General features: G+C 64.4%; 19 protein-coding genes. 7 read left to right on the forward strand and 12 right to left on the reverse strand.

Features of this window, described 5'->3' with window-relative positions; translation table 11 throughout:
* Positions 1 to 9 precede the first annotated feature (9 nt).
* From AC13GI_RS13660 to AC13GI_RS13680, 5 genes are all read right to left on the reverse strand, one after another.
* Positions 10 to 1,035, reverse strand: a complete 1,026-nt coding sequence (locus AC13GI_RS13660; protein WP_025875929.1) for an NAD(P)H-dependent glycerol-3-phosphate dehydrogenase — start codon at positions 1,033 to 1,035, stop codon at positions 10 to 12.
* A gap of 20 nt (positions 1,036 to 1,055) precedes the next feature.
* Positions 1,056 to 1,574: a protein-export chaperone SecB gene (gene secB / locus AC13GI_RS13665; protein WP_025875931.1), complete on the reverse strand. Its 519-nt coding sequence runs from the start codon at positions 1,572 to 1,574 to the stop codon at positions 1,056 to 1,058.
* Positions 1,575 to 1,673: 99 nt separating this feature from the next.
* Complete coding sequence (locus AC13GI_RS13670) at positions 1,674 to 2,111, reverse strand: rhodanese-like domain-containing protein (RefSeq protein WP_025875933.1); 438 nt, start codon at positions 2,109 to 2,111, stop codon at positions 1,674 to 1,676.
* Positions 2,112 to 2,168: 57 nt separating this feature from the next.
* Positions 2,169 to 2,600 carry a hypothetical protein gene (locus tag AC13GI_RS13675; RefSeq protein WP_099819532.1) on the reverse strand — a complete coding sequence of 144 codons (432 nt, stop codon included), beginning with the start codon at positions 2,598 to 2,600 and terminating at the stop codon, positions 2,169 to 2,171.
* Positions 2,601 to 2,632: 32 nt separating this feature from the next.
* Positions 2,633 to 3,100 carry a YiiD C-terminal domain-containing protein gene (locus tag AC13GI_RS13680; RefSeq protein ID WP_089242022.1) on the reverse strand — a complete coding sequence of 156 codons (468 nt, stop codon included), beginning with the start codon at positions 3,098 to 3,100 and terminating at the stop codon, positions 2,633 to 2,635.
* A gap of 33 nt (positions 3,101 to 3,133) precedes the next feature.
* Between AC13GI_RS13680 and AC13GI_RS13685 the strand changes: the two genes are divergently transcribed.
* The 3 genes from AC13GI_RS13685 (at position 3,134) to AC13GI_RS13695 (ending at position 6,321) form a co-directional block, all read left to right on the forward strand.
* Entirely contained in the window at positions 3,134 to 3,922 is a 789-nt protein-coding gene (locus tag AC13GI_RS13685; RefSeq protein WP_482996577.1) for a uroporphyrinogen-III synthase, read from the forward strand.
* Positions 3,923 to 4,026: 104 nt separating this feature from the next.
* On the forward strand, positions 4,027 to 5,007 hold the full coding sequence (locus tag AC13GI_RS13690; protein ID WP_482996578.1) for a uroporphyrinogen-III C-methyltransferase: 981 nt from the start codon (positions 4,027 to 4,029) through the stop codon (positions 5,005 to 5,007).
* Positions 5,008 to 5,013: 6 nt separating this feature from the next.
* Entirely contained in the window at positions 5,014 to 6,321 is a 1,308-nt protein-coding gene (locus AC13GI_RS13695; protein ID WP_380655322.1) for a heme biosynthesis HemY N-terminal domain-containing protein, read from the forward strand.
* A 160-nt stretch (positions 6,322 to 6,481) separates the two neighbouring features.
* Here the strand turns inward: AC13GI_RS13695 and AC13GI_RS13700 are convergent, their stop codons facing one another.
* Positions 6,482 to 7,777, reverse strand: a complete 1,296-nt coding sequence (locus AC13GI_RS13700; RefSeq protein WP_088100805.1) for an acetyl-CoA C-acetyltransferase — start codon at positions 7,775 to 7,777, stop codon at positions 6,482 to 6,484.
* A 93-nt stretch (positions 7,778 to 7,870) separates the two neighbouring features.
* On the opposite strand from AC13GI_RS13700, the gene AC13GI_RS13705 reads away from it, so the two are divergent.
* Positions 7,871 to 8,758, forward strand: a complete 888-nt coding sequence (locus tag AC13GI_RS13705; protein ID WP_380655326.1) for a hypothetical protein — start codon at positions 7,871 to 7,873, stop codon at positions 8,756 to 8,758.
* A 141-nt stretch (positions 8,759 to 8,899) separates the two neighbouring features.
* Here the strand turns inward: AC13GI_RS13705 and AC13GI_RS13710 are convergent, their stop codons facing one another.
* The 4 genes from AC13GI_RS13710 to AC13GI_RS13725 all read right to left on the reverse strand — a co-directional run bounded on the left by AC13GI_RS13710 (position 8,900) and on the right by AC13GI_RS13725 (position 12,731).
* Positions 8,900 to 9,532 carry a superoxide dismutase family protein gene (locus AC13GI_RS13710; protein ID WP_380655329.1) on the reverse strand — a complete coding sequence of 211 codons (633 nt, stop codon included), beginning with the start codon at positions 9,530 to 9,532 and terminating at the stop codon, positions 8,900 to 8,902.
* 33 nt (positions 9,533 to 9,565) lie between these two features.
* Positions 9,566 to 10,135, reverse strand: a complete 570-nt coding sequence (locus AC13GI_RS13715) for a superoxide dismutase family protein (RefSeq protein ID WP_099819526.1) — start codon at positions 10,133 to 10,135, stop codon at positions 9,566 to 9,568.
* Positions 10,136 to 10,228: 93 nt separating this feature from the next.
* A complete protein-coding gene (ntrC, locus tag AC13GI_RS13720; RefSeq protein ID WP_447933789.1) occupies positions 10,229 to 11,677 on the reverse strand; it encodes a nitrogen regulation protein NR(I) in 1,449 nt (482 codons plus the stop codon).
* Positions 11,670 to 12,731 carry a two-component system sensor histidine kinase NtrB gene (locus tag AC13GI_RS13725; protein WP_099819524.1) on the reverse strand — a complete coding sequence of 354 codons (1,062 nt, stop codon included), beginning with the start codon at positions 12,729 to 12,731 and terminating at the stop codon, positions 11,670 to 11,672. The genes ntrC and AC13GI_RS13725 overlap by 8 nt, the downstream gene beginning before the upstream one ends.
* A gap of 459 nt (positions 12,732 to 13,190) precedes the next feature.
* On the opposite strand from AC13GI_RS13725, the gene AC13GI_RS13730 reads away from it, so the two are divergent.
* From AC13GI_RS13730 to AC13GI_RS13740, 3 genes are read left to right on the forward strand one after another with little or no spacing between them, the layout of a single operon-like run.
* The gene (locus AC13GI_RS13730; RefSeq protein WP_482996579.1) at positions 13,191 to 14,201 is read left to right on the forward strand and encodes a nucleoid-associated protein; all 1,011 of its coding nucleotides are present in this window, start codon (positions 13,191 to 13,193) and stop codon (positions 14,199 to 14,201) included.
* Positions 14,198 to 15,136, forward strand: a complete 939-nt coding sequence (locus AC13GI_RS13735; RefSeq protein WP_482996580.1) for a PD-(D/E)XK nuclease domain-containing protein — start codon at positions 14,198 to 14,200, stop codon at positions 15,134 to 15,136. Before AC13GI_RS13730 ends, AC13GI_RS13735 begins: the two co-directional genes overlap by 4 nt.
* Positions 15,136 to 16,272 (forward strand): hypothetical protein, encoded by a 1,137-nt coding sequence (locus AC13GI_RS13740; RefSeq protein WP_482996581.1) that lies wholly within the window; start codon positions 15,136 to 15,138, stop codon positions 16,270 to 16,272. The genes AC13GI_RS13735 and AC13GI_RS13740 overlap by 1 nt, the downstream gene beginning before the upstream one ends.
* Before the next feature lie 756 nt (positions 16,273 to 17,028).
* Here AC13GI_RS13740 and AC13GI_RS13745 read toward each other — a convergent pair.
* On the reverse strand, positions 17,029 to 17,670 hold the full coding sequence (locus tag AC13GI_RS13745; protein WP_482996582.1) for a response regulator: 642 nt from the start codon (positions 17,668 to 17,670) through the stop codon (positions 17,029 to 17,031).
* Between the two features lie 27 nt (positions 17,671 to 17,697).
* Positions 17,698 to 20,886, reverse strand: a complete 3,189-nt coding sequence (locus tag AC13GI_RS13750) for a hybrid sensor histidine kinase/response regulator (RefSeq protein ID WP_482996583.1) — start codon at positions 20,884 to 20,886, stop codon at positions 17,698 to 17,700.
* Between the last annotated feature and the right edge of the window lie 30 nt (positions 20,887 to 20,916).

Here is a 20,916-nt window from a genome sequence, read left to right on the forward strand (position 1 = left end):
TTCTTCGATTCACTTGAACAGCGTATCCGGATACTCCGGTTTCTGTTCGCGTGCCAACAGCGCACGCAATCCTTCTTCCGGGGTCTGCTCGCCATGCAGCACGGCGCGCACACGGTCGGAGATCGGCAGGTCGATGCCATGACGGCGCGCCTGTCGCATCACTTCGTCGGCGGTCTGCACCGACTCGACCACCTGGCCGATTTCGCGGATGGCGTCCTGCAGCGTCTGCCCGCGGCCAAGGGCCAGGCCCAGGCGGCGGTTACGCGAGAGGTCGCCGGTGCAGGTCAGCACCAGGTCGCCCAGACCCGCCAGGCCCATCAGCGTTTCCGGCTTGGCGCCGATCGCTGCGGCCAGGCGCAGCATCTCGTTGAGGCCACGGGTGATCAGGCCGGCACGGGCGTTCAGGCCCAGCTGCATGCCATCGGCCACGCCGGTGGCCACGGCCAGCACGTTCTTCATCGCACCGCCCAGTTCGGCACCGACCATGTCGTCGCCGGTGTAGGCGCGGAACGCCGGGCCATGCATCGCCTCGGCCACCGTCTGCGCGAACTCGGGCACGTCGCCGTGCACGGTGATCGCGGTCGGCAGGCCCAGGGTTACCTCCTTGGCGAACGACGGCCCGGTGACAACGGCCAGCGGCACGTCCTCACCCAGCACTTCGCGCGCCACTTCATGCAGGAAGCGGCCGGAACCGGGCTCGAAGCCCTTGGTCGCCCAGGCCACGCCGGCACCGGCCGGTCGCAGCGGCGCCAGCGCGCGGACGGTTTCACCGAATGCGTGCGACGGGGTCACCACCAGGATCCAGGCGGCACCCTCCACCGCCGACGCCAGGTCGGTGGTGGCGCGCAGCGATTCCGGCAACGGAATGCCCGGCAGGTAGCGCGGATTCTCGTGGCGCTGGTCGATGGCTTCAACCACGGCGGCATCGCGCCCCCACAGCACGGTCTGGCGACCGTGCCGGGCGAGCAGCGTAGCCAGCGCGGTTCCCCAGGAACCGGCGCCGAGTACGGCAATCTTGTCAGCGGTAGTGCTCATCCGTGACGTCGCGGCCGGGATCAGGCGTTGCCGGCCGGCTCGGAGTCAGCCAGCGACGGTGCGTCGCCCTGCTCCTGGCGCTGGCGCAGGGTTTCTGCGTACAGGCCTTCGAAGTTGATCGGCTGCAGGAAGAACGGCGGGAAGCCGCCGGCCTGGATCAGGTCGCTGACCAGCTGGCGCACGTACGGGAACAGAATGTTCGGGCACTGGGTGCCGAGCAGCACGTCGATCGACTGCGGGTCCAGGCCGACCAGGCCGAACACGCCGGCCTGCTTCACTTCGGCCACGTACGCGGTGCGCTCGCCGGCCTGGCAGGTCAGGGTCACGGCCAGCACGACTTCAAAGGCATTCTCGCCCAGACGCTGGACCTGCTGGTTCAGGTTGAGCTGCAGTTCCGGCTGCACCTGGTCGTTGAAGATCGACGGCGCATTCGGCGACTCGAAGGAAACGTCCTTGACGTAGATCTTCTCGACGGTGAACGCGGGGCCGGTGGCGGCATCGACCGGCGCGACAGCGCCGTTGGTGGTCTCTTCGGACATTTCCAGTAACTCCAGTGAATGCAATGAAAACGATGGTCGAATTACTGCGATGGGGGCGGCGGAGGGCGCAAACAAGGCCACATCCGCCACCGCCTGCGATCAGTTGCGGCCCTTGACCAGCGGCAGTTCTGCCTGCTGCCATGCGGGGATGCCGCCGTCGAGCACGAAGACCTTCTCGAAGCCGGCCTTCTTCAGCGCCTTGGCGGCGGTCTCGGACGCGTTGCCGCTGCGGCACACCAGTACCACCGGGGCCTGCTTGGCGTTGGCCACCAGCTTGTGCTCGGGGCCGAACGCGCTGGCCTGGGCGCTGCGGCTGCCGGCGATGTGGCCCTTTTCGAAATCAGCGCTGGGCGACAGATCCACCACCACCGTGCCGCCCGCGTTGATCAGCTGGGTCAGTTCGGCGGGCTTGATGCCCTTGAAGCCCCTGAACAGGCGGCGGATTTCGGTGACGATGAGGGCCACGGTCAGGCCGACCAGGGCCGCGGACAGCATCGGGTTTCGGCCAGCGAAGGCCAGCAACTCTTCGTAATTCACTCAGGTCACGGGTCGATTAAGCGGGCGCCGATTGTCGCACAAGCCGGACGCGCGCCGTCACTGCCCCTGCCAGAGGTCCGGCAGGCCTGCACTCTGCCACCAGCGCTTGGCTTCCGGATCCCAGCGCCAGCGCTCGGTGACCACCACGGTGCGCTCGGCCTGGGTGTTCTGGTTGATCACCCCGATTTCGACCCGGCGCTCGACCACGCCACCCTCCAGCGCTGCCGTGCTGCGCTCGCGGTAGGACGACACGCGCAGCTGCGCATAGCGGTTGAGCTCGAACTCGGTCGGCGGCTTGGACTTGCGCAGCTGCGGGTCCAGGTAACCGATGGCATCGTCCATGCTGCCCCAGCGGATGGTGGCGCCGTAGGCGATCTGGGTCTCTTCCAGCAGCTTGCGCTGCTTGCGGCTGAGGTCGTCGGCGGCAGCACCGGCAGCGGCGCTGAGCAGCAGCAGGGAACACAGGAGGATCTGGATGAGGCGGCGCATCGGTGGGTTCCGCAGGGCGTCAGCCTGCCATCCTACCCTTTGGCGAAGGCAACGAAACGACCGCTGAATTCGGCCGCGGCCTTGCCATCGGCGCCGGGCTGGGTCGCGACGATGCTGATGCGGGCCTTGCCGCGCTGGCGGAAGGTGGCCAGGAAGGTGTCCCAGGCGCCGCTTCCGGTGGCTTCGGCGTGGGCATGCAGGTCTTCATAGACCGGCGCCAGGTAGCGCAGGTTGCTGTCGGCCACGTAGACCTCGGCGTCGTGGCCGGCCAGGCGCAGGCGCAGGCTGACCAGCGCCCAGCCGGACAGGGTCAGCACCGAGGCCAGGCTGCCACCGAACGCGTTGCCCTTGTCGTTGACGTTGGCCACCAGCGGCGCGGTGATGCGCAGCACGCCGTCGGCATAGCCATCCAGGCGGATCTGCATCGCGCGGACCGCCGGCATGCAGTCCAGCACGTCCTGCAGGGCAGCCAGCGAAGAGGTCAGGGCATCAACAGCCATCAGCAGCAACCACGACAACAAAGGGCCCGCATAATGACGGGAATGGCCGACCATACGATACCCACTGGCTGGACCCTGATCTCACTGCGCCCGCAGGGTCAGCAGGCGGCGCTGCGCCACGCCGCAGCAGGGCTGGGAGGCCGTACCGTCGCGCTTTCGCCCTGGCGGCTGCAGCGCTTGCAGGACATTGCCGCATTGCAGCAACTACAACGGGCGCTGACCAGCGATCGGGTGGTGTTCACCAGCCCGGCGGCCGTCGCGGCGGCGGCCAGCCTGATACCGCTGGCAGCTGCGCAACGCAGCCCGTGGCTGACGGTGGGCGAAGGCACCGCGCGCGCGCTGCTGGCGCATGGCGTCGCCGACGTCCATGCGCCCCAGCGGATGGACAGCGAAGGCCTGCTGGCGCTGCCGGTGCTGGGCGATGTACGCGGCATGCGGATCGGGCTGGTGACCGCACCGGGAGGGCGTGGCCTGATTGCCGCCGAACTGCAGGCCGCCGGCGCACAGATCATCCGCGCCGATGTTTACCGACGGCTGCCGCTGCGCTTGTCGCGGCGCATGTTGGCGCGTTTGGCCCGTTCTCCGACGCCCTGGCTGCTGGCCATCAGCAGCGGCGAGGCCTTGCAGCGTTTCTGGCAGCAGCTGCCTGCGCACTGGCAGCAGCGGCTGCAGGCGAACGCGATCGCGCTGGTGGCCAGCGACCGGCTGGGCGTGCAGGCGCAGGCGCTGGGGCTGACCCGGGTAGTACGCAGCGAGGGTCCCACCCACCTTCAATTGATCGCCGCTGCACACGCTGCGCTCACCGGCCCGGCAGCGACCTGAACAGGCACCCGGCAGCGGCTTGCCGGTGTCGTCGGCAACAGTGATGCTGTGCACAACGCTGCCTGCCGGATCTGTTCCGGTGTTGCCGCCGACAAGGAAGCCCGATGAACGACACTCTGCCGCCCGCTCCATCGCCCCATCGCCCCATGCGCTGGCTGCTGCCGCTTGCCGCGCTGGCGGTGCTGGGCGCGGGCGGCTATGCCGGTTACCACTATTGGCAGAAACAGCAGAGCGACCAGCTGGCGCAGGCGCAGACCACCGCCGTGCAGCTGAAGGGGCTGGAGGACACGGTCGAGGCCCTGCGCCGCGACCAGCGCGCCGCCAGCCAGCGCCTGCAGGATGCGGCCACCACCAACCGGGTGCTGCGCGACGAAGTGCTGGGCCTGTCGCAGCGCAGCGCCCTGCTCGAAGAAAACCTGGCCAAACTGGCCGACAGCGCCAACCAGGGCCGCCAGGCGGTGCAGCGCGACGAGGCCGAACTGCTGCTGACCCAGGCTGCGCAGCGTCTGGCCTTCGCCGATGACGTGGAGGGCTCGCGCCGGCTGTATGCGCTGGCCGCCACGGCATTGGCCGATCTTCCCGACAGCGACGGCCTGAACCTGCGCCAGGCACTGGTGCAGGAACGCAACGCGCTGGATGCGTTGGGCGCGGGCCCTCGCGTGCAGTCGCTGCAACGCCTGGACGCACTGGGCAAGGCGCTGCAGGGCCTGCCTTCGCAGATCACGCAGACGCCGGCCGACAACACCGCAAAACCGTGGTGGCAGGCCGCGCTGGCGCCCTTCGTGGACATCACCCCGAGCCGTCTGAACGGCCCGCTGACCTCGGCCGAGCGCACCACCATCGACACGGCGCTGCAGCTGGAACTGACCCTGGCCCGCGCCGCGATCGAGCGCGGCGACGGCAGCGGCCGCGACGCCGCGCTGAACAGAATCGATCTCTGGGCGCAGCGGCGCTGGCCGGATTCACCGGACCTGCGCGCGCAACGTGCTGAACTCCATGCCCTGCGCACGCTGCCATTGCAGGCCGACGACACCGTGCTTGGCAGCACCCTGCAACAACTGCGTACCCAGACCGACCGGAGGTAAGCCCGTATGAAACCCCTGCAATCACTGGTCGTGCTGTTGCTGGCAGTGGCCATTGGCGTGGTTGCCGCGCAATGGCTCGGCACCGATGACCTGAACCGCTACGGCGAAGTAACCCTGCGCTACGCCGGCTACGACTACCACAGCAACCTGCCGAAGGTGGCGCTGCTGTCGGTGATCGGCGTGCTGGTGCTGTGGCTGCTGTGGAGCCTGATCGCCGCACCGTTCCGTGCCTGGGGCCGCTACCGCCGCAAGCAGGGCCGGGTGCGCCTGATCGATGGCCTGCTGGCCTACGAGCATGGTCAGTGGCAGCGCGCTGAGAAGCTGCTGGACGGCGCCGCCAAGGATCCGGAAGTCAGTGGCGTTGCGCTGGCCAATGCCGTGCGCAGTGCACAGGTGCGCGCCGATGCACCCGCTGCCGAGGCGCTGCTGCAGCGTCTGGGCGAAAGCGATGCGACGTTGCAGGCGTTGCTGCGCGCCGAACAGCTGCTGGCCAACGATCTGCCGGTGGATGCGATCAACGCACTGGACGTGGCGGCGATCCAGCCGCTGCCGCCGCGCGGTCTGTGGCTGCGTACCGAAGCGCTGGCACGCGCTGGTCGCGCGCACGAGGCTTATGGCCAGCTGGGTGCGCTACGCCAGACCAAGGTGCTGCCGGCCGAGGCCAGCAGCGAACTGGAAGCCCGCCTGGCCGCGCAGGCGCTGCTGGAAGCAGGCGACGTCAACGCACTGGCTACGCAATGGGAAGCCACGCCGAAGGCGCTGCGACCGACCCCGGACGTGGTTGCCGCCTACGCCACCCGTGCGGTTGCACTGGACTGGGACGAACCGGCACTGCTGGCGCTTGAGCAGGCGCTGGACCATCGCTGGGATGACGAGCTGGTGGCCGTGTATGGCCGTCTGCCAGCCGAGCGTCTGGCTACACGCCAGGCCAACCTGCAGCGTTGGCGCAACGTGCACGACGACTCCGCCGCCCTGCGCCTGGCCCAGGGCCGCATCGCGCTGGCGCAGCAGCAGTGGGATGCCGCCGATGCGTTCCTGCATGAAGCCATTGCCGCGGGTGCCGGCGCCCCTGCATGGGAGGCGCTGGGTGAAGCCTTCGCACAGCGTGGCGAGCACGTGCTGGCCGCGCAGTGCCTGACCAACGCACTGCGCCTGCAGCGTGGCGAGGACAGCGTGGCGCTGGTGCGCGCATCGGCAGCAGTGGTCGACCCGCCGCTGCATGCGACCGTTGAAGAGCAGTCGATTGCACCGTTGCCGCCGGTGTATGACGCCAACGAGGAACGCGACGAATTCGGCAACCCGCGGATGCCGTAACCATGGTTGAAGTGTGCCGACCAACGGTCGGCACCCATCAGAGGATGCAATCAACGAAAACGCCGCCCATCGGGCGGCGTTCTCGTGTGTAGATCCACGCCATGCGTGGATGCTCTTCGAGCAGTGCCAAGCGAGCTTGGCATCTACCCGAGCAGTCGCATCAACGTTCGACGATCGCCACCACGCCCATGCCACCGGCGGTGCAGATCGACACCAGCGCACGGCCACCGCCGCGCTCGGCCAGCTGCTTGGCGGCCGTGGCGATCACGCGTGCGCCGGTAGCGGCGAACGGGTGGCCGGTGGCCAGCGACGAGCCCAGCAGGTTGATCTTGTCCGGGTCGATGCGGCCCATCGGTGCATCCAGGCCCAGCCGGTTGCGGCAGTAATCCTCGCTCTCCCACGCGCGCAGGGTGCACAGCACCTGTGCGGCGAAGGCTTCGTGGATCTCGTAGATGTCGAAGTCCTGCAGGGTCAGGCCGTTGCGCTTGAGCATCTCCGGCACGGCCACGGTCGGTGCCATCAACAGGCCTTCGCCGTGCACGAAATCGACGGCCGACACGTGTGCGTCGCGCAGGTAGGCCTGCGGCTCGTGGCCATGCGCCCGCGCCCACTCTTCGCTGGCCAGCAGCACGGCGGCGGCGCCGTCGGTCAGCGGGGTGGAATTGGCAGCGGTCAGGGTGCCGCGGCCGGACACCTTGTCGAAGGCCGGCTTCAGCGTGGCCAGCTTCTCCAGCGAGGTGTCGGCGCGCAGGATGTTGTCGCGCTCGACGCCGCGGAACGGTGCGATCAGGTCGTTGAAGAAGCCGCGCTCATAGGCGGCAGCCAGCTTCTTGTGCGAGGACACCGCCCACTCGTCCTGCGAGTCGCGCGAGATGTTCCACTCCTTGGCCATGTCCTCGCAATGGTCGCCCATGCTCTTGCCGGTACGCGGCTCGGCCACGCCCGGGAACTCCGGCTTGAGCTCGGCGAACTTGAAGCCCGAGGTCAGCGCGCGGATCTTGTCGCCCGTGCTCTTGGCACGGTTGGCCGCCAGCAGGCGCGCACGCAGCTTCTTGCCGTACACGATCGGCACGTCGGAGGTGGTATCGGAACCGCCGCCGATGCCGGACTCGATCTGGCCCAGCGCAATCTTGTTGGCGACCGTGATGATGCTGTCCAGCGAGGTACCGCAGGCACGCTGCAGGGTGATGCCGGGGGTCAACGGCGACAGGCCCGAAGACAGCGTGGCTTCGCGGCCCAGGTTCCAGTCGCTGGAGTGCTTGATGACCGCACCCATCGCTACTTCGCCCAGCTGCTGGCCGTGCAGGCCGAAGCGCTCGACCAGCGCTCCCAGCGTGCGCACCGACATGCCGAGGTTGCCGACATCCGAATACGCGGTGTTCTGACGGCAGAACGGAATGCGGACGCCACCGAGGATGGCGACGGGACGAGCGTTGGGCATGGAGATACCTGGCATGGATGAGGGTGTCTGCAACATGGCCTGCACGACAGAGCAGGCATAATGGGGCCAAGTGTAGCTGCCGCCCTGTGATGGGCCAACCGTGGAACCATGAGCAAACCCGACCCTGCGATGAATGCCCTTGGCGTGCTGGCCCTGGAACTGGCCGGCGGCGAAATCCCCCGCCAGGCGGTGCTCAGCGCTGAACAGGCCGGTGAACTGGCCGAACGCGTCGGCCGCGACCTGTCCAAGCTGGTGCCACAGGTGGCCGAGCTGGACCTGGTGTTCGCCGCCGCCCATTTCGATCCGGCCGAAGTGCTTCGCCCGGGCTGGCCGATCCATCGCCGCCTGGAAGAACTGCAGATGCGTGCGCCCGGCCGCAACCAGGGCCCGCGCGTGCTGGCCTTCGGCGCCGATGCCAACGGTGATGTGCCGCTGCCGTTCCAGGCCGACGCCACCCTGGTCGGCGGTGGCCTGCGGGTGGTGCCGTTCCTGCTGACCGGCAGCGAGGTGGCAACCACGTCGGCCGTGGCCGATGCACTGGAAGAGGTGCTGCTGGCCAATGGCATGGCCCATGCCGATACCGCGCTGATGGCACAGAACACGTTCGGTGCGCGCGTCGAGCATGCGCGCTATTTCACCGTGAACGATCTGGCCGCGATGATGTCGATGCAGTACGACAACCAGGGCCTGGCCGCGCTGTGGCCGCTGATTGAAACCGCGATCATGGCCCCGGGCCAGGACGAGTGGCTGAGTGACGCGCCGGAGCCGTTGCTGCGCTATACGCAGGGCGAAGCGCGCATGGCGCTGTTCGACCCGGCCGGCTGGTGCGCGCATTACAACCACGGCAAGGGCGACTGCGAGCGACTGCAGGGCATCTACGAGCAGTTCCTGATGCGCCAGCGGCAGATGGCCGCAGTGCTGGAAGCGCACGGTGTGCCGGTGCTGTTCGTGCATTGCGAAGCTGGGCAGGACGCACGCGAGCTGCTGGCGCGCTGATAGGAAACGGTGGCCGCGACGTGTTGTAGAGCCGAGCCCATGCTCGGCTCAGGGCCCCGGAAGAGCAGCCGAGCCTGGGCTCGGCTCTACAGGAAGCAGTGCAAAGAAAAACGCCGGCTTGCGCCGGCGTTTTTTCATTTCTTACGGAGCCTTGTTGATCACCGCGCACGCCAGTCGCGCACCGGCGTTGCCGGTCGGCTGGGTCTTGTAGTCGTCTGCGTCGGCGTGGACGATCAGGCCGCGGCCGATGATGTCGAAATCATCACCCTTGCCGATGTTGACGTTGCTCGACACCGGGCCATCGATGGTGGCTACACCCTTGTCGTCGGCCTTGATGTTGGGCATGTCACCGCCGTGGTGCGGATCGGTGGCCACGTTGCCGTGGTCCTGCTTGCCCGGGTTGAAGTGGCCGCCGGCGCTCATGCCGTCCGGCGCGCTGCAGTCGCCCTTCTCGTGGATGTGGAAGCCGTGCTCGCTGCCTGGCTTCAGGCCGGTGATCTGGCCGGATGCGTGAACCTTGCCGTCGACCAGCTTGAAGGTGATCGAACCCTTGGTTTCATTGCCCTGGGTCGGTGCCAGTTCGGCAGTGGCCGAGGCATTGGCTGCCGGGGCCGCTGCGGTAGCCGGTGCGGTGGCCGGATCGGCCGGTGCTGCCGAACCTTCGGCCGGGGTGGTGGCCGGGGCTTCGGCGGCCGGTGCGGCCGGTTGCTGGTTGCAGGCGGCCAGGCCCAGTGCAGCGATGGCGGCGAACAGCGAAGTGTGGATCAGACGCATGAAAACTCTCCTTGGAAAATGCCGGGGGTGTGATCAGCGGGTTACCCGGATCACGCCGCAGGCGATGCGGACGCCGGCATTGCCGGCGGGCTGGCTGCGATAGTCGTCGGCCCTGGCGTGCACCACCAGCGAACGTCCGGCGATATCCGTGGCGGCGCCTCCGCCCAGGGTAACGCCCTTCAGGTGCACATCGATGTTGGCGCGGCCCTGCGCATCGGCCTGCAGGTTGTCGATGTCGCCCAGGTGGTGCTTGCCGCTGCCGGCACGACCGTGCGCGACACCGGCGGGATTGAAGTGGTTGCCGGCGCTGCTGGCATCCACCGCGCTGCAGTCGCCGCGCTCATGGATGTGGAAACCGGCCTGCTGCATCGGCTGCAGGCCTCCCACCAGACCGGTGAGGTGCACGCCACCGGGTTCCACCATCAACGCCAGGCGGCCACTGACGATGCTGGCCGAGGCAGGCGCCAGATTGGCTTCGGCCTGCTTGGCGGTGCTGACCACCGTGGCCGGAGGCGGTGTGGGCTGCGGCTTCTTCGGCGCGCTGCCACAGGCAGACAGGAGCACGGCGGCGGACAGCGGCAGAAGGGCGAAGGACAAACGCATCGAGGACTCCTTGCAGGTAACACTACGGACGGCATCGTCCATGGAGGATCAACAGTTCGGCAAGCGGGTGCGAGGATCGCGTGCAGGTATCGTTCAATGGCCACCGCGACGGCGACCGGCGCCCAGCTTGCGGGTAAGCGTATTGCGGCCGAGGCCCAGCCGCGCGGCGGCTTCGGCGCGACGGCCGTGGGTGATCTGCAGCGCCGCCTCCAGCAGGGCGTGGTCGACCCGTTCGCGGACCTGCGCGTGCAGGCCCTCGGTGCCTTCGGCGAGCTGCCGGCGTGCCCATTCGGACAGCAGCGCTTCCCATTGGCCTGGATCGCCGGCGGCCGTGCTGCTGCGTCGGCTGCGGGTGCGGTTGAGCGCGGTATCGACATCGGCCACGCCAATCGTGTCTGCGGCAGCCAGTGCAGCCATCCGCCAGCACACGTTTTCCAGTTCGCGGACGTTGCCCGGCCAGTCGTGCTCGCGCAATGCCTGCAGGGCGGCAGCGGTCAGGCGCTTGGGCGGCGTATCGAGCTTGCGTGCGGCCGCGGCCAGGAAGGTGGTGGCCAGTTGTGCGATGTCCTCGCGGCGCTCGCGCAGCGGCGGCAGCTGCAGGCGCACCACATCCAGGCGGTGCAGCAGGTCGGCACGGAATTTTCCCTGCGCGACCAGGCCTTCCAGATCCTGATGAGTAGCGGCGACCACACGCACATCGACGCGGATCAGTTCGCGTCCACCCACGCGGAAGAATTCGCCCTGGGCGAGCACGCGCAGCAGGCGCGTCTGCAGCGGCAACGGCATGTCGCCGATTTCATCGAGGAACAGAGTGCCGCCGTTGGCCTGTTCGAAGCGGCCGATGTGGCGCCGCTGCGCGCCGGTAAACGCACCCGCCTCGTGGCCGAACAGCTCGCTTTCCAGCAGCTCGGCGGGAATGGCGGCGGTGTTCAGGGCGACGAACGGATGCTGCGCACGTGGCGATTCGCGGTGCAGCGCGTTGGCCACCAGCTCCTTGCCGGTACCGGTCTCGCCGATGATCAACACCGCCAGCGGCGCCTGCGCGAGGCGGCCGATGGCGCGGAACAGCGCGCGCATCGGTGGCGTGTCGCCCACCAGCTGCGGCGGCTGGTCGCTGGCTGCGTCTGCGGCGGGAGTGGGCGCAGCCAAGGCCGGCTCCACTGCAGGCAGCACGCGCTGGGCCAGCGCTACCGCATCATCCAGGTCGAACGGTTTGGACAGGAACTCGTGCGCACCGCCGCGGAACGCACCGGCAGTACTGGCGACATCGGTGTAGGCCGACATCACCACCACCGGCAGCTGCGGCAGCGCGGCCTTCAGCTTGTCCAGCAGCACCAGGCCATCGTCGCCGGGCATGCGCACGTCGGTGAACAGCAGCGCCGGCGGCGGGCTTTCGGCCAGCGCTTTCAACGCGGGTGCCGCGCTGTCGAAGTCGACCACCTGGTAGCCGGCCTCGCGCAGCGCGGTGCACAGCACGAAGCGCACGGCGCGGTCATCGTCGACGACCCAGATGCACGGCGCGGACGAGGAAGACTCAGACATCGCGCGGGGCCTCCTCGGCGGCAGCGGTGCCGTTGCCGATCGGCAGCAGCAGGGTGAATACGGTATGGCCCGGACGCGACCGGTAGGTCAGCGTGCCGCGATGCTCGCGTGCGACCTGCTGGGCCAGCGCCAGGCCCAGGCCAGTGCCTTCGGCGCGGCCACTGACCAGCGGCAGGAACAGGTGTTCGGCCAGTTCCTCGGGCACGCCACGGCCGTCGTCGGCGATTTCCAGGCGCAACGCCAGGGTGTGCAGCTGTTCGGCGATGCGCACCCCGTGTTCAACGCGGGTGCGCAGGGTGATGTTGCCGGCGCCGGCCTGGATGGCATTGCGCACCAGGTTCCATACCGCCTGGGTGAGGCGGTCGGCGTCGCCGTCGAATTCGGGGATGCTGGGGTCGTAATCGCGCTGCAGGCGCACCGCCCAGCCGGCCTCGTTCTCGGCCAGGCGCAGCACGCGCTCCAACGCGGCGTGGATGTTCAGCGCCGCGTGCGGTGCGGCCGGCGCCGGTGACAGCAGCTGCTCCAGCAGGCCATTGAGCCGCTCGATCTCCGAACCGATCAGATCGATCAACTCGCGTTCGCTGGCATCGCGCTGCGCCGCGCGGCGGGCCAGCAGCTGTGCGGCGCCCTTCAACCCGGCCAGCGGATTGCGCAGTTCATGCGCCAGGCCCTTCAGCGCCGCACTGAGCGCGCTGGGCAGGGCCTGGGTCGGGTCAAGCCCGGGGAACTCATCGACCGGATGCGCCTCCAGCAGCCAGCCGCCATCGTCGCGTCGGCTCATCCAGCCTTCGGCGAAACGCGCCGCCTCACCCGGCAAGGCCAGCGCCAGCCGGTTCAGGCGCAGGCTGTCGCGCTCGTCGCGGGCCAGGAAATGGGCAAGCGCCTCGCCCTGCACTTCCAGCGCGGCCAACGGCTGGCCGAGCAGGCGCCGGCCGCTGACGCCCAGCCAGCGCGCGAAGGCCGGATTACAGCCGGCGATGCGGCCATCGGGCCCGGACCAGGCCAGCGGTGTGCCGAGGGCGTCGAGGGACGGCGGGGGTGCAGGGTCGGACATTGCACCAATGTAGTGCAAAACAGGGGCATGGGGTCCGGGGTCGGTTCCCTTTCCACTGGACGGATTGGCAAAGTCTGTGCTCTTCGCACCAACTATGGTGAACTGGATAAGTACGAACTATGCCGAATGGCTCATTCAGCCTGGCTCTCGCTCCTGGCACCCAAATCGGTAGAAGACATTTCCAGTCTAACCTGGGCACAGTCATTGGGTACCTACGCTGCTGGCCTCTACGGCAAGCCGACGTGCCCCTTGATCCAACTAGGCCAGAAACTCGGCGCCACGCAACGGATATGTCGACCACCGCTCAAGCCGCAACCGCTAGCCGAGATGCACCTTCAATCGATCAACGATATCCGATGGTGAGCCTTGATGTTCGCACAGCGGCCTTGCACGTCGTAATGAAGGCCGAGTACCCTTTTTGTAATGGACGTCTACAGGGGGCGTACAGCAAGGAGCAGGATGAGCGTCGACAGTGCGCGTGTGGTGAAGTTCATCGTTCACCGAGTAGGCAACCGCATTCGGGAAGAAGGGACGCGGCTGTCAAGCGATGCCATTGACGCCGGTCCGGACGTTGACGCGATTCTGGTTGACCACTACCTCAGGGGCACCCAAGAGGGAGGCGAGCGCTACGCGTTCACCCATGAATCCACGCTCGACCTCAACGACGTGAGACGTTTTGCAGCTGACGCTCTCGTCGACGATGAAAATTTCGTCGAGAGTTCGAGGGCCGTCGCGCGTCATCTCTACAGCAAATCGACGCATCCAGGCGTAGCCGGTGGCGACCTCTTCGTCGTTCTTTTCGAATTGCGAGGGGGGCTGAATGATGGTGGTCGAGTGCTAGGCCTGTTCAAAACAGAGGTGACCGAGCGGTTTCTCGTGGTCGACGACGCGACCACCGATCTCTCCATCACAGGACTTTCTGGGATAGATCCACGCCAGCTGCAGAAGGCCGCACTCGTATTTGGCCACGATGGAACGGTTGTCGCTTTGGAGCGGGGCAAATCGCGGACACGGTACTGGCTTGAGGACTTCTTGAAGGTGGTCCCCATCCAGAGCGACCAGGGCGTCACCACCTTTGTTAGCAGTATTGCCAAGCTGGCAAGTACGGAGCTCAAGGATCCGACAGCGCAGGTGGTTTTTAAGGCATGCCTTGCCGCCCAACTTACTCCCGGAGCAACGCCTAGTGTTGATGATCTTCTCGACTTAGGCGCCAGTTTCGTCGGCCAAGACTCAATCGAGGCTATGGCCGAAAAAATTGAGGTTGGACTCGGATACAAGGTTGACCGTGAGACCGCAGCGGACGTCCGTCAGATAAGACGTTCGTTGAACGCGACGCTTCGCAGCACGCCCGTCTCACCCGGTGTCGACCTTGTCTTCTCGAAAGGCGTGACTCCTTCGTCCATTGAGATCAGCCATCCGGATGGCACAGATGCAATCCATATTGTCATCAAACTAGAAGGACCACGATGAGCGGTGAGCAATCCAAAAAGTCCGGTGAGTATGGCGAGAAGCTGGCCGAGTCATTTCTGAAGGCCATCGGATGGCATCAGGACTTGAAAGCTCTGACTATTCCGTGCACTGACGGCAACCACACTGGGTCCGGCGGAAATCCGCGGAACACTCATGGCGACGACCGAGTGTTCATCTACAACAATCCTTTTTATGAAAGCCGGACTGACATTGTCCACGTCACCGTAAAGAACAATATCGGCGGCTATTCAGAGAAGGATAGCGACCTGAAGAGTGCGCTCAAAGGCTTTGTTCTCGAGGCGAACGAGATCATCGCCTGCGCCCAGTACGACATCACCATCCACGAGCTCGCCACGGCGTTTGCCGGCCGTAGGCGTCACGAGCACAGCAGCCTACTCATCTGGACCAGCTCACACAACGACTCCTTTGATCGAGACATACTAGGAGCTTGTGCTACGGCTCGTGCGCTTGATGAAGTCTGCATTTACAATGTCCATCTTGTCGACGGCGCACGCATCAACTTCATTCTTAGCGCGCTCGACCATGTTGGTCGTGAGCAGAGCGCCACATACCGCTTTTACTTCCCTGATACGGGCTTAGTCAACAAAAGCGATGAGCGACATGGAAGATTTCTGCCCCTGGAGCTAGTTGTCGCCGACATGCTGCCTTTGAAGGTCTCGACATCTGAAGGTGAGCGACTCCACCTCTATGTCAGGCAGAACTTTGATGAGGAGGCGTACACGCGCTCCATCGCACTTGCACTTTCGCTGACCGGGGGTTGGGGCCAAGCGGTTCGCATTGGCTTCCCGGACTATAACGCTGCGCAACATGCAAGTATCGCCGCAAAGGCAAAGCTGCCTTTTGACAACAGAGAGGCCGATATTTTGGCCTTCTGCTACGTTCGCTCCAATCTCAACGCGCTGGAGAACGCCTGATGCTTGACGGACCCAATAAAGTCGACATCTCGACTTGGCTTCCCTTTGGCGAACAATTGCGCGTGCTTCTCTCAGGAGATCGTATCTCGACAGGTGACCTTACCGCCCTGGCCCGCAGGAAGGGGCTTTTTGTCGCCAATCCTGAACGCACCCAGCTCATCCAATTTCTCTCAACGACGCTCCTCCAACCCTTCGAGATTGGAAAGCTGCTCGACGACAGCGTCTCCCGTGAGGCCAAACCGAAGGCGCAGCCCCAGAAGGTCACATTGACCGCAGCCGATGCGCGCTGGCAGGCCGTTATTGAAGGCCTCAAGACAGACTTTGTCACGGTGGCGGGCATCGAGCGCCTCCCGGGGGTGTCGTTCGCCCGTGAGCCGTCGATACAGAGGTCCGACCGCAATCATCTCGTCGTTTCTTATGAGATCAGACGGGAGGACTACAGCCGAGATCTTCTGCATAGAGAATTGTTGTTCACGGCGGATATCTCCATCCGCCAGGATGCAGGCTCACTGGTTCTCGATGTTCTGTCCACACATACAGCGAAAGAAACCGACCGCATCAATGACCTCATAATCAACCATGTAACGCGCGAGCTCGGGGCCGCTGGCGTCTCAAAAGACGAAGCGCCCGTGAAGATCAGGCTGGGTTCTTTTGATGGGCACAACCATGTCACGTTCTTACTGCGGCTGGCCGGTCCTGGCACCGTTGGTAAGGACCCGGGCCAGATTGTGGATCTGACTCTCAAACCCAATGGTGCGCGGGCAAACGCTGAACTACCTCCAGAGCTCAAACTTCTCGAGGGCTCAATACGTAACATGCGGATGGACGGCGACAAGCTCAATGAAATTAGCCTCCTCGCCGACGAGCAATACCACGGCTCGTTTTTGATGACGCGCATTTCCGTAGACCATAAGTATGAGGTCGACGGCATCAAGGGGAAATGCACGGTCGTTTACTACTTCCAAATAGCTCGAGGAAGCCAGGATGTCGCTAATGCGCCGTTCTCGTTTAGCATCGAAAACATCTCTGTTACAGGTAAGCGCAAGACGGAGCGGCAGCCGCAGGCCAAGAAGGATCTTAGTTCGGCAATCCTCGCGGCAGTGGATCGGCACTTCACAGCCCTTCGCTCGCTCTAAATGGAATGTCGCACGCGCTTTGGCGATTTTCCATTCCAGCGCGATTACACATAATCGGACGCAGCAATCCGCATGAAGTCGTCGCTGGGCCTGGAGGTTGGAGCCGTCGCTGCATCTGGTGATCCCACTTGGGTTCGTCCGCGATATGCGCCGGATCCTAGAGCCGGGACACGCTACGCTGCTTCAGGTCAGGCCACCGCTCTCGGCCGGCCACCAGCCTGATGCATCAGCCCATGTTCTTGTCTGGGTATCGCGCTGGCTCGGTCAGCGAATATCCCAAGATGCAATAGACAGGCAGCACCCCCCATTGGATGTCTGCTTCCGGCCATAAGCCGACACAATCGGCCTGCATCCATCGGCTTGTTCGCCGTGGTGCAGTGCCGCACGCTTAAACGTGAACCTGTCTAGTGGCTGCGAACAGGGCCTACGCGGAATGAATTGGCAACGCAGAGGGCGTACCAGACCAGTCAGTCGTCATCCTCACCCCGTTCCTTTTAGCGGTCCGCCGGCCAATAACAAATCATCCTGCAAGTCGATCCTGGCGCCCCCATGTAACGGAGAGCCTAAAAAGCCGCTGCCTGCGGGGACAGGCAGCGGCGTGGCGGCGAAGCAGACAAGAAAACTCTGGTCCATGCAACCACGCTGGCATCTGCAGCATTCGGGGGATGCGTTCTGCTGCAAAATCAGCAAATTCAGATTAGGCAATGCCCGCCTGCTACAACATCAGACGATTCTTAAATTATCGCTATGTAGCGCTCAGCCAAACATATCGGACGACAGGCAAAACGCCACTAGTTCCTGATCGGTTCGGGTTCCCAACTTACGCATCGCGCTTATCTTCTGGGTGCTGACAGTCTTACTACTGCGATTCAACGCGCGCGCAATATCAGTGACACACTGACCGCTAGCGAACAGTCGAACTACCTCGAACTCGCGTGGCGACAGATTCGAAGCGGAAGCAACATCGCCCATCTCCGGAACAGCGTCCTCGCGCGGCAGTTCTGGCGAGCGATACACGCGCTGCGCAAGCAGGCTGTTCAAGGCAGTGTTGAGCTCCTTCAGGTCGCCACTTTTGCGTACGACTCCGTTGGCACCTGCTCGATACATTTCGGCCACGATGGACGGACTGGAGACCATGGTCAACATCAGCACTCGGGTCTCGGGAAAATTGCGGGTAAGGTATGAGATCAGCTTGATCCCATCACCCAAGCGCTCATCGCCAGGCATGCTGTAGTCAGTGATGACAATATCCGGCGCGTGCTGCCGGACCAATTCGACCAACCCTGCCGGATCCTGCGCTTGGCCGACAAGTTCAAAACGCTGGTCTCGGTCGATAATTTCACCGATTCCGGCCAGCACGATGGGGTGGTCATCCGCGATGACGATCTTGGTCTTCATTGCAAATTTCTCCAGCCGGTTGGGCATTCAAGATGGATCGGTCGCATCGGTGAGCGATGATGGCAGCTGCGCTAAAGCAACATCCAAGCGGGCCAAGAAATCGTTGATGGCCGCAGTGCATTCCTTCATGCTAGCGCCGGCATCGATTCTGTCTTCGATCCGTTTGCTCTCGTCTGCCAGTCCCTGCGCTGACACCATTACCAGAGCGCCACGAAGTCGATGTAGCATTTGCTTGGTTCGCTCCGGATCCTCGCCTCGCAGTGCATGGCGTAGCTCATCCATATCCGTCTGCATGGTTTCGAGGAACAGAGCCTGCATGCGCGGAGACACCGATAAGATGTCCGGCTCGGACCTCTCAGACATGGTTACGGTGGCTAGGCAGCGGAACAGATCGGCAAGCTGAATCGGCTTGACCAAGCAATCATCCATTCCAACGCTGCGGCAACGATGCAGCTCGGCTGGATCCGCATTGGCTGTGGCGCCGAAAATTGGAACCGTCACGCCGCGGCCACGCAGCTGCTGGGCGAGCGCATATCCGTCCAGGTGCGGCATATTCAGATCAGTAAGGACCACATCGAAGTTGCGCCTCGGCCAGTAACCCAGAGCTTCATCTCCATCAGAGGCGACCACCGCGTAGCAGCCCAGCTGTTGCAGTTGCTCACGCAATATCATCTGATTAATGGGATTGTCTTCGGCGACCAGTACGTTCAACCCGAGCGCAGGGAATCCGAGCTGGATCGGTTCAGCAAGCGGAGGCAGAGTGTGGCCAGACGCAAGCAGGAGGGCGTCGATGATTGCATCCAGGCGATGCATGGACGCCAGCCAATAGCCCTCCACTAGCTGCGGATGATCGCCCCCTCCAGTTCGCGCCACTACGTGCGGACCATCCCAAGCGCCAATGGCACTATCCAAGGGGACCTCCAGCAATACCGATCCTGGCTCAATGCCAATCTCGGATTCTCGATGCAATCCCTGCGCCAAGAAGCCTCTCCGCTGTAGGCGAGCGCAGAGGCTGTCCACGAGTTCTCGCGCGGGAGAGCGTACATAGATCGGCTGCAACGCACCGTTCAGAACCGAGGCTGTCGCACTGCTGCAGCCGAGCTCAAGGCCGAGATGGAAACTGAAGCTACTGCCCAAGCCTACGTCACTGACCACTTGCAGCTCCCCGCCCATTAGCGCAACCAGCTGCGCGCAAATGGCCAAGCCCAGTCCGGTACCACGCTGTGCATCAGCACTTGGATTGGCTTGGTAGAATGCCTCGAACAGTTGCGCCTGATCAGTTTTCTGGATACCAATGCCGGTATCAGCAACCTGCCAACTTATCCGTGGCAACTGCGCTTCGGATGCATGAAGTTGCAGACGAACGACCACACGGCCGGCCTCGGTGAACTTGATCGCATTGCTGAGCAAGTTGTTGAGCACCTGACGGATGCGAGCCGCGTCGCCACGCACCAGGTCGGGCACGTCGCCATCAATACAGGCATACAGCTGCAGGTGCTTGCGCGTTGCTGAGGCGGCATACGAGCGCAGCACGTCCTCAGTGAGCTCTGCAGGTGAGAACATCACGGGCTCCAGAATCAACTGCCCGGCCTCAGCCTTGGAGACATCCAGGATGTCGCTGATCAGCTGCATCAACGTCGCCGAAGAATGCTGGATAGTGCTCAAGTATTCTTTCTGATGGCTGTCCAGCGCAGTTAGACCAAGCAGCTCCAGCGTTCCTAGCACGCCGTACAAAGGGGTGCGGATCTCATGGCTCATGGTCGCCAGGAACAGGCTCTTTGCACGGTTGGCTTGATCGGCTTCTTGACGTGCCTGCTGCAGGACCTGCTCAGCCTCGTGCTGAGAGGTTAGGTCAATGAACAGACACAACGTCACCGGTTCGCCACGGTAGCGCGCCTGGGTGGCAGTCACCAACAGGTGTCGGCCATCAGGGGTCTGATAGGGGACGCTACGGCCACGCTGGGCCTGCGCCAGCGCATCGCTGCGCCAGGCGCCGCCCCAACCTGGTGCGTCGTGCTGATCGCCAAGCCAAGTCCGGGCCAGAGCATTTTCAAGCACAACCGTACCATCGCTGCTCCGCAACAGGCACAGCCCGATTGGCGCAGCCTCCAGCACCGTACGGCTGAACGCCTCACTTTCCAGTAGACGCTTTTGGTTATTGCGCAATGGCACCAGTACTGATCGCCGATAGCTGCGCAGGGCCAGAATGCCACCGAGCGCCAAGAGAATTGCGGCAATCACACTGCCCAGCAATGGGCCTCGCTGGTGAACCAGCAGCCGGGCCCAATCCAGTTGATACACGGCCTGCCAGCCGTCTGCGTCGCGCATGCGATAAATCGCGCTACGTGTGGTGTAGCGCTTGCTCTGGCTACCGCGGCTGGCCACCTCCGGTCCGTACAGAAGCTGGCCATCCGGTGCCACAATCGACAAACGATCATAGATTGGTTCGCCCAGCACCTGCTGATAGTCGTCGAGACGCGCCACATCTAGCATGCACGATATCGCTGGCATCCCGGCTCCGTCGGCCCATGTAACTGCGTCCTGCGGTGAACGCATCACAGAGAGCAACCAGCGACTTCCATCGGCTAGATCACGTCGTTGCCAGCCCATGCCCTGCCCCTGAGCGCTACCGGCAATGGCCTGCGCATGGATTGTGTCCATCACTCGCTGCAACCCGGGTTCCACCATCTGCCCGGTGGGATTTGAGGTCAATGCGTGCGGAACCAGAACAGCCTCACTTCCGGTTCCATCCAGCAGCAAGCAGCGTGGCGATGGATAGCGCGAATCTGACCAGAACGCGCCATAGAAGTGTGAGAACGCGGTACCCAGCTCAAGCGCACCCTGTGATGCACGGTTGCCGTTGCCCGCCACGGAAAATGGCGAATACGCCGCAGGATGAGCGCTGGGATCAAGAAAGCCAGGCGTGTGCTGAGCTGCGGGATAAGCTCCCTGCTGGCGGCCCCGCCAGCGATCCATGAAGCGCTCCTGCTCGTGTAGCGCTCCGGATAAGCGTCGGAAGTGAAAGTCGATCTTCTGCTGCTCCTCACGCAACAGTTGAAGCGAGCTCGAAAGTACCAACCCGGCCTGCACCGTAGCCAGCACAATAGTCCCGATCAGCAGGCCGTGTAGCCATAGCGAACGGCGAGCGAGGAGGCGGACAGGGGACGCGTCGTTGGGCATGCAGCTCTCTTCGGGCCAGACGTAGGCGTCAATCATAAGAATAGTGCATAGCGTCAACCTATGACG

It is taken from the genome of Stenotrophomonas sp. 82F1 (assembly GCF_056861525.1).

Coding starts and splice junctions, on each gene's coding strand:
- AC13GI_RS13660 (WP_025875929.1), bottom strand. CDS start 1,035: ATGAGCACTACCGCTGACAAGATTGCCGTACTCGGCGCCGGTTCCTGG.
- secB (WP_025875931.1), bottom strand. CDS start 1,574: ATGTCCGAAGAGACCACCAACGGCGCTGTCGCGCCGGTCGATGCCGCC.
- AC13GI_RS13675 (WP_099819532.1), bottom strand. CDS start 2,600: ATGCGCCGCCTCATCCAGATCCTCCTGTGTTCCCTGCTGCTGCTCAGC.
- AC13GI_RS13680 (WP_089242022.1), bottom strand. CDS start 3,100: ATGGCTGTTGATGCCCTGACCTCTTCGCTGGCTGCCCTGCAGGACGTG.
- AC13GI_RS13685 (WP_482996577.1), top strand. CDS start 3,134: ATGACGGGAATGGCCGACCATACGATACCCACTGGCTGGACCCTGATC.
- AC13GI_RS13690 (WP_482996578.1), top strand. CDS start 4,027: ATGAACGACACTCTGCCGCCCGCTCCATCGCCCCATCGCCCCATGCGC.
- AC13GI_RS13695 (WP_380655322.1), top strand. CDS start 5,014: ATGAAACCCCTGCAATCACTGGTCGTGCTGTTGCTGGCAGTGGCCATT.
- AC13GI_RS13700 (WP_088100805.1), bottom strand. CDS start 7,777: ATGCCAGGTATCTCCATGCCCAACGCTCGTCCCGTCGCCATCCTCGGT.
- AC13GI_RS13705 (WP_380655326.1), top strand. CDS start 7,871: ATGAGCAAACCCGACCCTGCGATGAATGCCCTTGGCGTGCTGGCCCTG.
- AC13GI_RS13710 (WP_380655329.1), bottom strand. CDS start 9,532: ATGCGTCTGATCCACACTTCGCTGTTCGCCGCCATCGCTGCACTGGGC.
- AC13GI_RS13715 (WP_099819526.1), bottom strand. CDS start 10,135: ATGCGTTTGTCCTTCGCCCTTCTGCCGCTGTCCGCCGCCGTGCTCCTG.
- ntrC (WP_447933789.1), bottom strand. CDS start 11,677: ATGTCTGAGTCTTCCTCGTCCGCGCCGTGCATCTGGGTCGTCGACGAT.
- AC13GI_RS13725 (WP_099819524.1), bottom strand. CDS start 12,731: ATGTCCGACCCTGCACCCCCGCCGTCCCTCGACGCCCTCGGCACACCG.
- AC13GI_RS13730 (WP_482996579.1), top strand. CDS start 13,191: ATGAGCGTCGACAGTGCGCGTGTGGTGAAGTTCATCGTTCACCGAGTA.
- AC13GI_RS13735 (WP_482996580.1), top strand. CDS start 14,198: ATGAGCGGTGAGCAATCCAAAAAGTCCGGTGAGTATGGCGAGAAGCTG.
- AC13GI_RS13740 (WP_482996581.1), top strand. CDS start 15,136: ATGCTTGACGGACCCAATAAAGTCGACATCTCGACTTGGCTTCCCTTT.
- AC13GI_RS13745 (WP_482996582.1), bottom strand. CDS start 17,670: ATGAAGACCAAGATCGTCATCGCGGATGACCACCCCATCGTGCTGGCC.
- AC13GI_RS13750 (WP_482996583.1), bottom strand. CDS start 20,886: ATGATTGACGCCTACGTCTGGCCCGAAGAGAGCTGCATGCCCAACGAC.